The 15989-nt window shown below is 65.1% G+C and carries 14 protein-coding genes; 6 read left to right on the top strand and 8 right to left on the bottom strand.

Annotated features, from left to right (window positions below):
* The first annotated feature begins 203 nt into the window (after positions 1-203).
* On the top strand, positions 204-392 hold the full coding sequence (locus DOM36_RS06135; RefSeq protein ID WP_075571321.1) for a hypothetical protein: 189 nt from the start codon (positions 204-206) through the stop codon (positions 390-392).
* A 186-nt stretch (positions 393-578) separates the two neighbouring features.
* Here DOM36_RS06135 and DOM36_RS06130 read toward each other — a convergent pair whose 3' ends face one another.
* The 5 genes from DOM36_RS06130 to DOM36_RS06110 form a co-directional block, all read right to left on the bottom strand.
* Positions 579-1925 carry a sodium-dependent transporter gene (locus tag DOM36_RS06130; protein ID WP_110642057.1) on the bottom strand — a complete coding sequence of 449 codons (1347 nt, stop codon included), beginning with the start codon at positions 1923-1925 and terminating at the stop codon, positions 579-581.
* A gap of 388 nt (positions 1926-2313) precedes the next feature.
* Positions 2314-4161 carry a phosphotransferase gene (locus DOM36_RS06125; protein ID WP_110641985.1) on the bottom strand — a complete coding sequence of 616 codons (1848 nt, stop codon included), beginning with the start codon at positions 4159-4161 and terminating at the stop codon, positions 2314-2316.
* 4 nt (positions 4162-4165) lie between these two features.
* A complete protein-coding gene (locus DOM36_RS06120) occupies positions 4166-5437 on the bottom strand; it encodes a 2-oxo acid dehydrogenase subunit E2 (RefSeq protein ID WP_110641983.1) in 1272 nt (423 codons plus the stop codon).
* A gap of 14 nt (positions 5438-5451) precedes the next feature.
* The gene (locus DOM36_RS06115) at positions 5452-6429 is read right to left on the bottom strand and encodes a transketolase C-terminal domain-containing protein (protein WP_110641982.1); all 978 of its coding nucleotides are present in this window, start codon (positions 6427-6429) and stop codon (positions 5452-5454) included.
* Positions 6426-7667: a thiamine pyrophosphate-dependent dehydrogenase E1 component subunit alpha gene (locus tag DOM36_RS06110; RefSeq protein WP_110641980.1), complete on the bottom strand. Its 1242-nt coding sequence runs from the start codon at positions 7665-7667 to the stop codon at positions 6426-6428. Before DOM36_RS06110 ends, DOM36_RS06115 begins: the two co-directional genes overlap by 4 nt.
* 241 nt (positions 7668-7908) lie before the next feature.
* Here DOM36_RS06110 and DOM36_RS06105 point away from each other — a divergent pair, with 241 nt between their 5' ends.
* The 3 genes from DOM36_RS06105 (at position 7909) to DOM36_RS06095 (ending at position 11718) form a co-directional block, all read left to right on the top strand.
* Positions 7909-8679, top strand: a complete 771-nt coding sequence (locus DOM36_RS06105; protein ID WP_110641978.1) for an SDR family NAD(P)-dependent oxidoreductase — start codon at positions 7909-7911, stop codon at positions 8677-8679.
* A gap of 27 nt (positions 8680-8706) precedes the next feature.
* A complete protein-coding gene (locus tag DOM36_RS06100) occupies positions 8707-9897 on the top strand; it encodes an acetyl-CoA C-acyltransferase (protein WP_110641976.1) in 1191 nt (396 codons plus the stop codon).
* Positions 9898-9987: 90 nt separating this feature from the next.
* Positions 9988-11718 carry an AMP-binding protein gene (locus tag DOM36_RS06095; protein WP_110641974.1) on the top strand — a complete coding sequence of 577 codons (1731 nt, stop codon included), beginning with the start codon at positions 9988-9990 and terminating at the stop codon, positions 11716-11718.
* Here the strand turns inward: DOM36_RS06095 and DOM36_RS06090 are convergent, their stop codons facing one another.
* The 3 genes from DOM36_RS06090 to DOM36_RS06080 form a co-directional block, all read right to left on the bottom strand.
* Positions 11719-12144, bottom strand: coding sequence for a hotdog fold thioesterase (locus DOM36_RS06090; protein WP_110641972.1), 426 nt, complete (start codon positions 12142-12144; stop codon positions 11719-11721). It abuts the gene before it with no gap.
* 76 nt (positions 12145-12220) lie between these two features.
* The gene (locus tag DOM36_RS06085; protein ID WP_110641970.1) at positions 12221-12508 is read right to left on the bottom strand and encodes a type II toxin-antitoxin system RelE/ParE family toxin; all 288 of its coding nucleotides are present in this window, start codon (positions 12506-12508) and stop codon (positions 12221-12223) included.
* Entirely contained in the window at positions 12505-12963 is a 459-nt protein-coding gene (locus DOM36_RS06080; RefSeq protein WP_110641969.1) for a hypothetical protein, read from the bottom strand. The genes DOM36_RS06085 and DOM36_RS06080 overlap by 4 nt, the downstream gene beginning before the upstream one ends.
* Positions 12964-13184: 221 nt before the next feature.
* On the opposite strand from DOM36_RS06080, the gene DOM36_RS06075 reads away from it, so the two are divergent.
* The gene (locus DOM36_RS06075) at positions 13185-14354 is read left to right on the top strand and encodes an isovaleryl-CoA dehydrogenase (RefSeq protein ID WP_110641967.1); all 1170 of its coding nucleotides are present in this window, start codon (positions 13185-13187) and stop codon (positions 14352-14354) included.
* A 9-nt stretch (positions 14355-14363) separates the two neighbouring features.
* Positions 14364-15986, top strand: coding sequence for a carboxyl transferase domain-containing protein (locus tag DOM36_RS06070; protein ID WP_110641965.1), 1623 nt, complete (start codon positions 14364-14366; stop codon positions 15984-15986).
* Positions 15987-15989: the final 3 nt, after the last annotated feature.

The following is a 15989-nucleotide window of genomic DNA, read 5'->3' as shown; positions in this document are numbered from 1 at the left end:
CGCACCAGCCGATTTTTAACGCCGCATGGGCGAGCGCAGTACTGTTCAGACATGCCTAGTATGCCCGAGTCGTGCTGGCGGAACACCTCGGCACGGCGCGTCGGCAGCATGAAAAAAGCTAACCGTCACGACCTTGTAATGTTCTGTATAGTATGCATGTCGGGCGCGACCCGACAGATCCGAGGATGCCAGGAGATTCGATCATGCCTACCATCGAACATCTTCACTCCCTGAAGAGCGAAATTCTCGACATTTTCATGACGTTGGAAGTCAGCGAACACGAGCAGCGCAAGCGCAAGGCCGCCGTTCGCTATCTGAAGGCCCGCCGCGGTATCGAGCAGCGTCGGGAAAAGCGCCAGCTGGCGGAAGAGATTGCCGAACTGCCGGAGTAGCAGCCGGCAGCGTGAATACCGCTCCCAACGAGCGGCGGCCGTTACCCTAGGAGGACAACGGCCGCGGCCTGCCCTGTCGGCACTCGCACCGACGGGAGCGTTCGTTTCACGCCAAAGAGATGTGATCTTCGCGACAGGCCGGCGGCAACCGTGGCGAGCGACGGCTCACCACGGTTGCGCGTTGTCTCACAGGCTGTTGAAGAACACCACGATCACGCCGATCGGCGCCACGTAGCGCGTCACGTAGTGCCACAGCACCCGCCCCTTCGGCCCCAGGCCCAGCTCCTGTTTCACCTCTTCGCTATCCAGGAACCAGGCGGTGAAGACGATGGCGGCCAGCCCCGTCAGCGGCAGCATCAGCTTGCTGGTCAGCGCGTCGAGCAGATCGAAGACGTTGAAGCCGAACGGCTGGAAGCCGGACCAGACGTTGAACGCCAGCAGCGCGGCAATGCCCAGCGCCCAGGTCGCCAGCGCCGCGACGAAGGCCGAGGCGATACGCGACAGCGGCGTGCGCTCTTCCAGGAATTCGGTCACCGGCTCCAGCAGCGAGATCGCCGAGGTGATCGCGGCCACGGTCAACAGCGCGAAGAAGACCGTCCCGAACGCCAACCCCCACGGCATGTCGATGAACGCCAGCGGCAGGGTGACGAACAGCAGGCCCGGCCCGGCGCTCGGATCCAGGTTGTTGGCGAACACTACCGGGAAGATCGCCATGCCGGCGCCGAGCGCGATGACCGTATCCAGAATCACCACGGTGCGCGCCGTCTTGATCAGGTTGACCTCCTGCCCCAGGTAGGAGCCGTAGGCCATCATGATCCCCATCCCCAGCGACAGCGTGAAGAACGCATGACCCAGCGCGGCGAGCACGACGCCGCCGTTCAGCTTGCTCCAGTCGGGCGAGAACATGAATCGGGCCGCCTCGCCGAAACCGTCGGTGGTCGCACCGAAACCGATCAGCAGGATCAGCGCCACGATCAACAGCGGCATCAGCCACTTGGCCGCCCGTTCCAGACCGCCCTTGACGCCGCCGGCGACGATGCCGAAGGTCAGCAGCATGAAGATCGTGTGCCAAAACAGCAGCGTGCCCGGCTGGCCCAGCAGCGTGGTGAAGTAGTCGCCGACATCGACGCCACTCGACCGGCCCAGATCGCCGGTCAGCGTGCTCCAGGTGTAGTTGAGCGACCAGCCGCCGACGACGCTGTAGAACGACAGAATCAGAAACGACCCCAGCACACCGGCGATCCCCACCAGTACCCAGTCGGGAGACAGCTTCGAGTCGCGGCTGAGCTTCTGCATGGTGTTGACCGGGTTGGACTGCCCACGTCGGCCCAGCAGCCATTCGGAAACCAGGATCGGCAGACCGATCAGTGCGATGCAGACCAGATAGACGAGCACGAACACGGCGCCGCCGCTGTCGCCCACCATGTAGGGGAACTTCCAGATGTTGCCGAGACCCACCGCCGAACCAGTCGCGGCCAGGATGAAGGCCGTGCGAGAGGACCACTGCGCATGGGTATGGGATTGCTTGGCCATGAATTCACCATCGAGTATTGCTGTTGTCGGAATACCGCCCCTTCGGGAGGCCGGACCCGGTGTCGTTGTTAGAACCCGGAGCGTCTCCGGCCGCTTGGCGTTGGCGGCAGCTTCGGGCCGCTTGGCGTTGGCGGCAGCTTCGGGCAGTTTGGCTTTGGCGGCAGCATCAGGCCGCTTGAAAGCTTTGGCGGCAGCGTCAGGCTGCTTGAAAGCTTTGGCGGCAGCGTCGGGCCGCTTGAACAGAAACGCGCGGATTATACCGACTCGAATCCGATTCATCCCCGGTTCCGCCATAAAAATGGCCAAAACAGGTGAAAAGCGTCCCGAAAACGCAACGATCGCGCGCGAAGCGCGGGGGCGCCCGAACTTTCCGGGCTCGAGCGCTGGGTCAGGCGCGGTGGCCGGAATCGGCCAGCCGTGACTGGTGCGCGAAATGTCGCGTGTTCTTGTAGGGCATCTTCATGTAGCCGGACACGCCGAGCCCGTCGATCTGCGGTACCGCCGCCAGCAGCGTTTCCAGACAGTTGCGGAACTCGTGCTCCCGGGCCGGATCGAGCAGGCGGTAGTAGCTGTGGATCTTCAGATGCGTCGGCAACGCCTCGAAGATGATCATGCCGGTGTGATGGATGGCGTTGAGCCGGGACAGCGCCTCGATCATTACCGGTGGCAGACGCAGAAACTCCTCGGGGTCCGGGCCGTCCTCGAAGTAGGAGTGTTCGCGGCCGGTGTCCTCCAGCTCCGGCGTGGGGCTGACCTCGTAGGGAATGACGCTGGCCGCCGCGGGCACGAAAGGCTGCGAGGCGTCGTCACGGTCGACGTGCAGGGTTCGCCGGGCGTTGAACAGGCACGCCTTGAACACGCCGTCGCGGCGGCGAATCGCCCGGGCCAGGGTGATCATGTTGTTCACCGCCGCGACGAAGGCCGTCCGCAGCGACGGTTCGTTGAGACTCAAGGTGGTATCGAACTCGACGCCGGCGTCGCTCCAGCGCACCGCCAGACCACCGACCACCGGATACCTTCCCAGTCGCCCCACCGCCACCAGGAAGGCCTTCTCGAGATCGCCCATGCCCTGCATGAAATGCTTGTAGTAACGGTCGAACTGAACGTCATTGATCGCGCTCAAGGTGTCGTCGCGGTCCCGCCCGCGCAAGGCCGTGTCATGCAGAACGTCCTCGCGCAGAAACGCCTTGCGCGAGCTGTAGACCACCGTCTCGATCTCCTGCTCCAGCGAGCGCACCCACACCGGCACCAGCGGGATCTCAGGCGCCGGCGACGGCTCACGCAGAATGGTGCGGGCGATCCGCGGCATCTGCCGGAGGAAATAGTCTCCGGCCCGGCGACGCAGTGCGGCATCATCACTGAGCATGGCCTCCAGCATCCGGGCGAACTCGATCGGCAGGCCCAGCGAGGTCGCCGGGATCGTGCCGTGGCCGAAGCGGCTGGACTGCGCGGTGGCGAGCGCATAGAGCGTGGCGGCGGCGCCCTGTTCATCGAAGCGCGGCGACGACAGCGCGCCGTTCAGCTGTTCTTCGCCGATGTAGTAGACATCGCCCATGCGGGCGTTGGTGTGCTGAAGATCGGCAGACATCAGCGCCATCACGTTGCGCGACAGGAACTGGCCCTCGGCATCGAGCTGGGCAAAGACCGACGAGCCCCAGTCGATCAGCGCGACCTGCTCGGTTCGCGCATCGAACATCAGATTCGAGGGTTTGATGTCCCCGTGTACCACGAGTCGCCCTTCTCCCGATTCGCGGCGCAGCGTGCGCAGAATGTCCGCCAGCTGCGCCGCGATCCTGATCACCAGGCGCGGTGCCAGCCGTCCCTCGCGTAGCGAGAACTCCTCCAGATTGATGCCCGGCGCACGCGCCATCACCAGCATCGCCTGATGGCGCAGGGTGCGATAGGCGATCAGTTTGGGAACGCGCGGATGATCGACCTGTTCGAGCATGAACGCCTCCTCCTCGAGGCGCTCGTGGAACGACTGCGGCAGATTCTGGCGGGTGAACTTGAAAACATGGCTGTTGCCGGCACCATCGATGCCCGCGAAGACGAAGCCGTAGGCCCCCTTGCCCACCAGCTCGACCTCGCGATAGCCGACCTGGGCAAGCTGGTGACGGCAGCGCTCGATCCACTCGCGCAGCTGGCGTGCCTGGCTCTGGCTGAGCAGATAGACCGACTGCTCCTCGGGGATGTAGAACTGCTGCAGCTCCGTCGGCCTGTGCCCGGATGTGGCCATGAGGTCAGCGCAGATCCGCCAGCATCGTCTCCGGCGCTTCCAGGTAGTCCTTCCAGCGATTGCAGAAGCGCGCCATGGTGCCGCCATCGAGCACCCGATGATCGCCGGACCAGGTCACGGTCATGATCGCGCGGGAGACCACCGAACCGTCCAAGGCGAAACGCGGCAAACGCTGAACGCGGCCGAGCGCGACGATCGCCACCTCCGGCGCGTTGATGATCGGCATGGCATAGGTGCCGCCCAGCACGCCGATGTTGGAGATGCTGATGGTGCCGCCCTTGAGATCGCTCGGTTCGACCCGCCCGTCGCGGGCGGCACGGGTCAGACGCTCCACCTCGGCCGCCACTTCGCGCAGGCTCAGCCGCTCGACGTGCTTGACGTTGGGCACCAGCAGTCCGCTGGCGCTGTCCACCGCCATGCCGATATGGCAGGCGGCCTGGTAATGAATGGCGTCGGCAGCCGCACCGAGCCGGCAGTTGAGCAGCGGAAACTCCGCCACGGCCAGGGCCAGCGCTTTCATCAGCAGCGGCATCAGCGTCAGCCGCTCGCCGCGCGCTTCGAAATCGCCCTTCAGGCGTTCCCGCAGCGCCAGCAGTTCGGTGACATCGAACTCGTCGCCATAGGCGAAATGCGGAATCGTCGACGCCGCCTCGCTCATCCGCCGGGCCATCACCGCGCGCACGCCGCGCAGCGGCTCGACGCGTTCGCCGCAGGAGGCAGAATCGGTAGCCGTCGTAGTCTGGGGATCCGAAATTGCGGCTGGCTCGGGGCGCCATTCCTGATGCTGTTGCTGCCGAAACGCCAGCACGTCCTCCTTGAGCACCCGGCCATCCTTGCCGCTACCGGGAATCTCCTCGAGGCTGACACCGAGTTCACGCACTCGCCGGCGCACGGCCGGACTGGCCGGAATGCGTCGGCGGCCGGTATCCGACGAAGACATCGCCGTCGCGGCCTGCGCGACTGGGGACGACGACGCCATGGAAGTCTCGTCACTCGCCCGGGTCGTCGCGGTTTCAACGGCAACGTCTTCGGCATCACCGGCGTGCGTCACGTAGGCGAACAGCGGCGAATGCACTCGGGCGATCTCGCCAAGCTGGCTGTAGCGCCGCACCAGCCGCCCCGCCTCCGGCGCGGTGATCTCCATCACCGCCTTGTCGGTGCTGACCTCGACCACCGGCTGATCCTCGGCGATCTCGTCCCCCTCCTGGACGTGCCAGGCCACCACTTCGCATTCGACGATGCCTTCACCGAGATCGGGCAGCAGGAAATCGCTCACTATCACCTCCTCTCTCAGAAATTCATCGTACGGTGGATGGCGTCGAGAACTTTCAACGGCCCCGGCATGTACTCTTTTTCCAGCGTCAGCGGGAATGGCGTGTCCAGCCCGGTGACTCGCTCGATCGGCGACTCCAGATAGAGAAAGCAGCGGCTCTGGACCGTCGCCGCGATTTCGCTGGCGAATCCCCCGGTCAGCGGCGCTTCGTGGCTGACGATCAGCCGCCCGGTCTTGAGCACCGAGGCCACCACGGTCTCGATATCCCACGGCACGATGGTTCGCAGGTCGATCAGCTCGCAGGAAACGCCTTCCTTCTCGGCCATCTCGGCCGCCTGCTCGATCACTTCCATCTGCGCGCCCCAGGCCAACAGGGTGATATCCGAGCCTCCCTTGACCACCTCCGCCTGGCGCAGCGGCAGCTCGTAGTCGTCGTCCGGCACCTCGCCCACCGACGCGCGGTAGAGACGCTTGGGCTCGAAGAAGATCACCGGGTCCGGCGCGCGGATCGAGGCCAGCAACAGCCCCTTGGCCTGATGCGGATTGCGCGGCACCACCACGGTGATACCTGGCATATGCGCGAAATAGGCTTCCGGCGACTGCGAATGGTAATGGCCGCCGGCGATACCGCCGCCGTAGGGCGCCCGCACGGTCAGGCCGCCGACATCGAACAGGTTGCCGGAGCGATAGCGGAACTTGGCGGTCTCGTTCACCAGTTGATCGAACGCCGGATAGATGTAGTCGGCGAACTGGATCTCGGCGACCGGCACCGAGCCCTGCGCCGCCAGACCGTTGGCGAAGCCGACGATGCCCTGTTCGACCAGCGGGGTATTGAAGCAGCGTGCGCGGCCGTACTTTTCCTGAAGATGGCTGGTGGCGCGGAAAACGCCACCGAAAATGCCGACATCCTCGCCGAAGCAGAGCACGCGTTCATCGGCGGCCATGGCGGTATCGAGGGCATCGTTGACGGCCTGGAGCAGATTCATTCGGCTCATGCGCCGCCCTCCTCTGAATGAGCGGCTTGTGGGTGACCGGCCCGTCCGGCAGGCGCTTCATCCATCCACGGCGCACTCTTGGGGTAGGCGTCGGGGTGACGACGAATATGCGCTTCCAGCTCGTCGAGCTGCTCGCGCAACAGCGGCGGTGTCTCTGTATAGACGTCGGTGACCAGCGTCTCGAGCGCCGGCGGACGACGTTTTTCCGCCTGTTTCATGGTTTCCAGCACTTCGCGCCGCAGCGACTCGGTCAGCTCGCGCTCCTCCTCCTCGTGCCACCAGTCGCGCTCGATCAGCCAGCGCTGCATCCGGCGCAGCGGGTCTTTCCTGTGCCACGACTCCTCTTCCTTCTTGCTGCGATAGCCGGAGGGATCGTCGGAGGAGGAGTGGGCGGCCAGGCGGTAGGTCATCGCCTCGATCAGGACCGGCTCGTTCTCCTCCACCGCCAGCCGTCGCGCCTCGCGAGTCGCTTCGAACACCGCCAGGATGTCGTTGCCGTCGACGCGGATCGACTGCATCCGATAGCCGAAGGCGCGGGCGGCGATGCCGTCACCGGCGAACTGCTCGGTGACCGGCGTGGAGATGGCGTAACCGTTGTTGCGACACAGAAAGATCACCGGCACCTTGTGCACCGACGCCATGTTGAGCGCCGCGTGAAAATCCCCCTCCGAGGCGGCGCCCTCGCCGAAGATCGTCAGCGTGCAGTTGCCGTTGCCGGCCAGCTTCTGGCCGTAGGCATAGCCGGTGGCCTGGGGAATCTGGGTCGCCAGCGGCGAGGAGATCGTCAGGTAGTGAAGATCCTTCGAGCCGTAGTGGATCGGCATCTGACGCCCATGGGCGGGGTCTCGCTCGTTGCCGAACAGCTGATCCATGAACTCGTCGGTGGTGAAGCCGCGATAGGCCAGCGCGCCCTGCTCGCGGTACTGCGCCATGATCATGTCGGCGGCGTCCAGCGCCGCCGTACTGCCGATCACCGCCGCCTCCTCGCCGGTGCACTGCATGTAGAAGCTCAGCCGGCCCTGACGCTGGGCCGCCAGCATGCGTTCGTCGAGCACCCGGGTGTAAAGCATCGCGCGATAGATGCGCCGCGCCGTCGGTTTGTCGAGAGAGATCGGCCCGGCGCCCGCGTACACCGTGCCATCGGGCTTGAGCAGGGTAAAAACGGGAATCTGGATGTCGTCGCCGTTGGCGAAAACCGGTTTGTGCACCGGTTTCACCGTGGGTTGGGTCTTCTTCATCTGTACTTCCCCGAGATCGATGGCCGTGGTTCGAGCGGCCTCGTGAGCGGCCCTTCCCACGTCTCCTCACGCATGCCCGACGAGTCGGGAAGCCACCGGTTCGACGGTCGCCTTGGCCTATGACCTTGACGTTAATGTCAACCTGTCGCCATCCGACCTTGGTCTTTCAGCACTAGGTCCTATTTCCCGGTCGCGTCGGCCCCGCTAGAACAGGCCAAGGTTCCACCCGGGAGATCACCCCATGCAGCTGGCTGAGCACACCTTCATCGTTACCGGCGGCGGCTCCGGGCTGGGGGCGGCGACGGCACGAATGCTGATCGAGGCCGGCGCCAGCGTGGCGCTGGTCGATCATGACGCGCAAGCGGCCAGCGCCCAGGCGCAAACGCTGGGCGAGAACGCCCTGGCGGTGCCGGCAGACGTCACCTGCGGGGGCGACGGCGAGCGCGCCATCGCCGAAACGCTGGCGCGCTTCGGCGCCGTTCACGGATTGATCAACTGCGCCGGCGTCGCCCCGGCGGAGAAGATCCAGGGCAAGCGCGGCGTGCACGGCCTCGACAGTTTTCGGCGCACGATCGATATCAACCTGATCGGCACCTTCAACATGCTGCGTCTGGCCGTTTCGGCAATGCAGGAAAATTCCACCGACGCTGACGACGCCGAACGCGGCGTGGTGATCAATACCGCTTCGGTGGCCGCATTCGAAGGACAGATCGGCCAGGCCGCCTATGCCGCCTCCAAGGCCGGCGTTATCGGCCTGACCCTGCCCGCCGCCCGAGAGCTGGCGGTTTCCGGCATTCGGGTCATGGCGATCGCACCGGGCATCTTCGATACCGCGATGATGCAGGGCATGCCCGCCGAGGTACGCGAAGGCCTCAACGCCAAGGTGCCGTTTCCCAAGCGCCTGGGCCACGCCGAGGAGTACGCCTCGCTGGTGCGCCAGATCCTCGAGAACCGTTATCTCAACGGCGAGGTGATTCGGCTCGACGGCGGCATTCGAATGAATGCCAGTTGATGCCACGAACTCACAGAGAGAAACGCGATGAAATCCGAAGACCCGATCGTGATCGTCGGCGCCAAACGCACGCCGATGGGCGCTTTCCAGGGCGCCTTGAGTGGCCTGAGCTGCCCGCAGCTGGGCACGGCGGCGATTCGTGGCGCGCTCGAACACGCCGGGCTGGTGCCTGACGCCGTCGATGAACTGGTCATGGGTTGCGTGCTGCCGGCAGGCCTCGGCCAGGCTCCCGCACGCCAGGCGGCACTCGGGGCGGGGCTCGCCGAATCGACGCCTTGCACCACGATCAACAAGATGTGCGGCTCCGGCATGAAGGCGGTGATGCAGGCCGTCGATGCGCTGCGCGTGGGGAGCGCCATTCACGCCATCGCCGGCGGCATGGAGAGCATGAGCAACGCGCCGTACCTGCTGCCCCAGGCCCGCGCCGGGCTGCGCATGGGGCATGCGCAGGTGCTCGATCACATGTTTCTCGACGGTCTCGAGGACGCCTACGAGCCGGGTCGGCTGATGGGCACCTACGCCGAGGAGTGCGCCCAGGCCTTCGGCTTCACCCGCAAGGCGCAGGATGATTACGCCATCGCCTCGCTGACGCGGGCCAGGCGAGCGATCGAATCCGGCGTTTTCGCCAGCGAGATCGTGGCACTGGAAGCGCCGGCCGGACGCGGCACGGATCGCGTCGCGCACGACGAACCACCCTACAAGGCCAACATCGACCGTATCGCCCAGTTGAAACCGGCCTTCCGCGACGGCGGCACGGTCACCGCCGCCAACTCGAGCTCGATCTCCGATGGCGCCGCGGCGCTGGTACTGATGCGCCAGCGCGAGGCCGAACGGCTGGGGCTGACACCGCTGGCCCGAATGCATGGTCATGCCAGCCACGCCATGCGCCCCGGCGACTTCCCGGTGGCGCCGATCCACGCCATCACCAAGCTTTATGAACGGCTCGGCTGGTCGCGGGAAAGCGTCGATCTCTATGAGATCAACGAGGCCTTTGCGGTGGTGGCAATGGCGGCGATGCACGAACTCGGGCTCGATCACCAACGAGTCAACGTGCACGGCGGCGCCTGCGCCCTGGGTCATCCCATCGGCGCTTCCGGCGCGCGAATTCTGGTCACGCTGTTGAATGCGCTGACCCATCACGGAGTGACGCGGGGCGTGGCGGCCATCTGCATCGGCGGCGGCGAGGCCACGGCGGTCGGCATCGAACGGCTCGCGTAGCCGTGCTAATACGAGCCCCCTGTACGAGCCCCCTGTGCGAGCCCCCTTATACGAGCCCCGACATTCAGACGCTCTCTCGGAGATATCGGCATGTCAGCAATCGACACCCACAAGGACCCTGGGTCCAGGAGTTACGTCAGCGGTACCAGCGATCTGCCCCTGATCGGCATGACCATCGGTGACTGCCTCGATGCTGCCGCCAGCGAATGCCCCGAGCGTGAAGCGCTGGTCAGCTGCCACCAGAATCTGCGCTATACCTATGCCGAGCTGCGCGACGCAGCCGACCGTATTGCGCGGGCCCTGCTCGCGCTAGGCATCGAACGCGGCGACCGGGTCGGCATCTGGTCACTCAACGGCGCCGAGTGGGCGCTCACCCAGCTGGCGACGGCCAAGATCGGCGCGATCCTGGTCAATCTCAACCCGAGCTATCGCGCCCACGAGCTCGAACACGCGCTCACCCAGTCCGGCCTGTCCGGCCTGATATTGCAGGGCGCCTATCGGACCGGCGACGTGATCAAGTCGCATTACGTCGACATCCTCTGCGAAATCGCCGCGGAACTACGCGACGCCCCTACCGACGAGCAGCGCCGACTCGACTGCGCCAGCCTGCCCCGGCTCAGGCAGGTGGTCTGTCTCGACCCTGAACTCGCCACCCCAGGCATGTGGCACTGGGACGAGCTGCGCGCCCTCGCCGACAGCGTCTCCGCCGAGCGGTTGGCGAAGCGGCAGGCCGAACTGCAGTTCGACGACCCGATCAACATCCAGTACACCTCCGGCACCACCGGCGCGCCCAAGGGGGTGACGCTGACCCACCACAACATTCTCAACAACGGCTTTTTCGTCGGCGGCGGGATGAACCTGCAGCCCGGCGAGCGGGTGGTGATCCCGGTGCCGCTCTATCACTGCTTCGGCATGGTGATGGGCAATCTGGCGTGCCTGTCGCACCGCGCCACCGCGATCTATCCCAACGACGGCTTCGACCCCGAGGCGACGCTGCGCGCGGTGGAGGCGGAGCGCGCCCAGGCACTCTACGGCGTGCCGACGATGTTCATCGCCGAGCTCGAGCACCCGCGCTTCGGCGAGTTCGATCTCTCCAGCCTGCGCACCGGGATCATGGCCGGCTCCAACTGCCCGATCGAAGTGATGAAGCGGGTGATCGAGCGCATGCACATGTCTGACGTCACCATCTGCTACGGCATGACCGAAACCAGCCCGGTGAGCCTGCAGACACGGCCTGACGCCCCGCTGTCGAAACGGGTCTCCACCGTCGGCACCATCCATCCGCACCTGGAAGTGAAGATCATCGACCCCGCCAGCGGCCGGATCGTGCCGCGCGGCGTCAGCGGCGAGCTCTGCACCCGCGGCTACAGCGTGATGCTCGGCTACTGGAACAACGACGCCGCGACCCGCCAGGCGATCGACCCGCAGGGCTGGATGCATACCGGGGATCTGGCGATGATGGACCACGACGGCTTCGTCGCGATCACCGGGCGCATCAAGGACATGATCATCCGTGGCGGGGAAAACCTGTATCCCCGCGAGATCGAGGAGTTTCTCTACACTCACCCGGCGATATCGGACGCCCAGGTCTTCGGCGTGCCGGACCCGAAGTACGGCGAGGCGGTCGCGGTCTGGGTGCGGCTGGTGGAGGGGGTCGAACTCGACGAAGAGGCCATCCGCGATTACTGCCGCAATCGCATCGATCACCACAAGATCCCGCGTTACGTGCGCTTCGTCGACGAGTTCCCGATGACCGTCAGCGGCAAGATCCAGAAATTCCGCATGCGCCAGACCACCAGTCACGAACTGGGGCTGGAGTGATCACCCCCGATTGACCACCGCCATGGTCAGCCGCGACATGCACACCAGCCGGCCACGCTCGTCTTCGATCCGGATTTCCCACAGCTGAGTCGTGGCGCCGAGATGCAGCGGCCGGGCGCAGCCCTCGACCCAGCCTTCGCGCATCGCGCGTACGTGGTTGGCATTGATATCGAGCCCCACCGCCATCTTGTTCGGATCGGCCAGGCAGAGATTGGCGGCGATGCTGCCCAGCGTCTCCGCCAGCACCACCGAGCCGCCGCCGTGGAGCAGGCCGTAGGGCTGGTGGGTACGCGCATCCACCGGCATCCGCCCGCGCAGGCAGTCTTCACCCAGCTCGGTGAATTCGATACCGACATGGCTGACCAGGGTGTTCCGGCACTCGGCGGTGAGCGCTTCCAGTGATGACTCACGTTTCCAGATGGGCATGGTGAAACCTCGAGAGTAGTAACAAATCGCGAGTTCGGCGCGTCGATCAAAGCCCGACTTGGCGGGCCAGCAGGAGTCAGGGAACGGAATCTGGCCATTGTCTGGCACCGTGAAGTAGCCGCAGGACGAGCACGGCATCCCGCTGGACACGGTAGGCGGCGATATAGCAGGTGCCGTCAATCACCACCTCACGAGTGCCTGCCAGGCGCCCTTCACGGCCACTATCAGGGTGATCGATCAGACGATTCAATGCCGTCTCGATCCTCTCATCGGTGTCGACGGCTGCCTGTGGGTTACGAACTACCAGATAGTCGAAGATAGCTTCGCGGTCCTCGAGCGCCAGCAGGTGCCAAGCCAACTTCACGTATCATCCTCGAGCAAACGTCGGGCCTCGGCGCGGCGCTGAGCGAAACGTGCCTGCACGGTTCGATCGTCGACTGGCTGGCGGTCGTCGTCCAGCGCCGCCTGAACCTGCCTCCTAAACCACGCATCGTGAGACCGTGCTTGCTGCGCCTGATGTTGGCGCTCGGCAGCATCCGGTCGACGCACTCTGGTGTCGTCCGTTCGCTCCGGTTCCCAATGGGAGGTATCCACTTCGAAATGACGCGCGCCGATCTTGTGCATGACAGCCACCGCCTTGCCCGCATCGCGAAACGCTCGCCGCTTCTTGTCGCGGGTGGTTCCCAGTATCAAAGACTCCCCTTCCCGCGATCGAGCCGTGATGAAAAAAGCCCCACCGCTGGCACTGATGGCCACGGAAACCAGGCCGCCAGCATGAAAGGCGGTTCGGAACTGGTCCAAGCTCAATGTCTGAGACATCAGTGGTGCGCTCCGCATCAACGTTAATGATTAATCGTCACGCAAATAACGAATAAACTCAAATCTTGATATTGATCCTGCGCTAAAACCCCGTAACCGTGTCTGGGTCCTAGACCATGGTCGAGGGGCTCTAGCCGCCTTCGCCTATTGACGTTAACGTCAACGTACCAAGACACATATACCAAGATGTATAAGCTGTATCGGACAGCGAGGATTCCACCATGCACGCCCCCTATACCGAGCTCGATTTCGGGCTCGCCGACGAGCTCAACATGCTGCGCGAGCAGGTCAACGCCTTCGCCCGCGACGAGATCGCCCCCCGGGCGGCCCAGATCGACCACGACAACGTCTTCCCGGCCGATCTATGGCGGAAGTTCGGTGACATGGGCCTGCTGGGTATCACCGTGGCCGAAGAAGACGGCGGCAGCGGCATGGGCTATCTCGCCCACTGCATCGCCATGGAAGAGATCTCGCGGGCCAGCGCGTCGGTGGGTCTTTCCTACGGCGCCCATGCCAACCTCTGCGTCAATCAGATCAAGCTCAACGGCAGCGCAGAGCAGAAGGCCAAATATCTGCCTCGGCTGATCAGCGGCGAGCATGTCGGCGCCCTGGCGATGTCCGAGCCCGGCGCCGGGTCGGACGTGGTCTCGATGACCCTGCGTGCCGACAGGCACGGCGATCACTACGTGCTCAACGGCAACAAGATGTGGATCACCAACGGCCCCGACGCCGACGTGCTGGTGGTCTACGCCAAGACCGACCCGGAGGCCGGCGTCAAGGGCATCAGCGCCTTCATCGTCGAGAAGGGGTACGCCGGGTTCTCCACCGCCCAGAAGCTCGACAAGCTGGGCATGCGCGGCTCGAACACCTGCGAGCTGGTGTTCGAGGATTGCCAGGTGCCGGCAGAGAACGTGCTGGGCGAAGAGAACCGCGGCGTCAAAGTACTGATGAGCGGGCTGGACTACGAGCGCACCGTGCTCGCCGCCGGGCCTGTCGGCATCATGCAGGCGTGCCTGGACGTGGTGGTGCCCTACGTCCACGAGCGCAAGCAGTTCGGCCAGCCCATCGGAGAATTCCAGCTGGTGCAGGGCAAGCTGGCCGACATGCACACCACGCTCAACGCCTGCCGCGCCTATCTCTACGCGGTGGCCGGCGCCTGCGACCGTGGCCGCGCCACCCGCAAGGACGCCGCCGGGGTGATTCTCTACTGCGCCGAAAAAGCGACCCAGATGGCGCTGGATGCGATCCAGCTGCTCGGCGGCAACGGCTATATCAACGAATACCCCACCGGGCGCCTGCTGCGCGACGCCAAGCTCTACGAGATCGGCGCGGGAACGAGCGAGATTCGGCGGATGTTGATTGGCCGTGAATTATTCACCGAGTCAGCATAGGGCGATCTCATGTCTATCCTGACCACCCAGATCAACCCGCGTACGGAAGCGTTCCAGGCCAACGAGGCGGCGCTGCGGGGCGAAGTCGATAAGCTCCACACACTGACCGCCAGCATCGCCCGGGGTGGCGGCGACAAGGCCCGCGTGCGGCATGAATCCCGCGGCAAGCTGTTCGTCCGCGACCGGATCGACCACCTGCTCGACGAGGGCTCGGCGTTTCTGGAGATCGGCGCGCTGGCGGCGCACGAGGTCTACGACTCCCCCGTGCCCGCCGCCGGCGTGGTGGCGGGGATCGGCCGGATCAGCGGCGTGGAGTGCGTGATCGTCGCCAACGACGCCACGGTCAAGGGCGGCACCTACTTCCCGCTGACGGTGAAGAAGCACCTGCGCGCCCAGGAGATCGCCCGCAAGCATCGGCTGCCGTGTGTCTACCTGGTCGACTCCGGCGGTGCCTACCTGCCCGAGCAGGACGAGGTTTTCCCCGACGTCGACGACTTCGGGCGTATCTTCTACAACCAGGCCACGCTCTCCGCCGCCGGCATCCCGCAGATCGCGGTAGTGATGGGCTCCTGCACCGCCGGTGGCGCCTACGTGCCGGCGATGGCCGACGAATCGATCATCGTGCGCGGCCAGGGCACCATCTTTCTCGGCGGGCCACCGCTGGTGAAGGCCGCCACCGGCGAGACCATCAGCGCCGAGGACCTGGGCGGTGCCGACGTTCACGCCAAGATCAGCGGCGTGGTCGACCACTATGCCGAGAACGACGCCCACGCGCTGCAGCTCGCCCGCCGCGCCGTTTCCCGTCTCAACTGGCACAAGCGCGGCCAGTTGGCGATGAGAAAACCCGCACCGCCGCGTCTCGACCCGTCGGAGCTCTACGGCATCGTCGGCACCGATCTGCGCAAGCCGTACGACGTCCGCGAGGTGATCGGGCGGTTGGTGGACGACTCCGACTTCGACGAATTCAAGCGCTACTACGGCGACACCCTGGTCACCGGCTTCGCCCACTGGTGCGGCCATCCGGTGGGGATCGTCGCCAATAACGGGGTGCTGTTCTCGGAATCCGCGCAGAAAGGCGCGCACTTCATCGAGCTCTGTGCCCAGCGCCAGATCCCGCTGATCTTTCTGCAGAACATCACCGGCTTCATGGTCGGCTCCCAGTACGAGAAGGAAGGCATCGCCAAGCACGGCGCCAAACTCGTCACCGCTGTGGCCTGCGCCAAGGTGCCCAAGTTCACCGTGCTGATCGGCGGCAGCTTCGGCGCCGGCAACTACGGCATGTGCGGTCGTGCCTATGATCCGAACCTTTTGTTCATGTGGCCCAATGCGCGCATCTCGGTGATGGGCGGCGAGCAGGCCGCCAACGTGCTGGCCCAAGTTCAAAGGGAAAAGTTCAAGCGCGAGCAGCTCGAACGCGACGGCAGCGACTGGCCGGAAGACGAGGAAGCGGCGTTCAAGGCGCCGATTCGCGAACAGTACGAACGCCAGGGCCACCCCTACTACGCCAGCGCCCGGCTGTGGGACGACGGCGTGATCGACCCGCTGCAGACCCGCGACGTGATCGGCCTGGCGCTCTCCGCCGCGATGAATGCGGAGATCGAGGAGACGCGCTTCGGCGTGTTTAGGATGTGAGGA

Source organism: Salinicola sp. CPA57 (assembly GCF_003206035.1).
Lineage (GTDB): Bacteria > Pseudomonadota > Gammaproteobacteria > Pseudomonadales > Halomonadaceae > Salinicola > Salinicola socius.
This window is presented reverse-complemented; position numbering and strand designations above follow the sequence as displayed.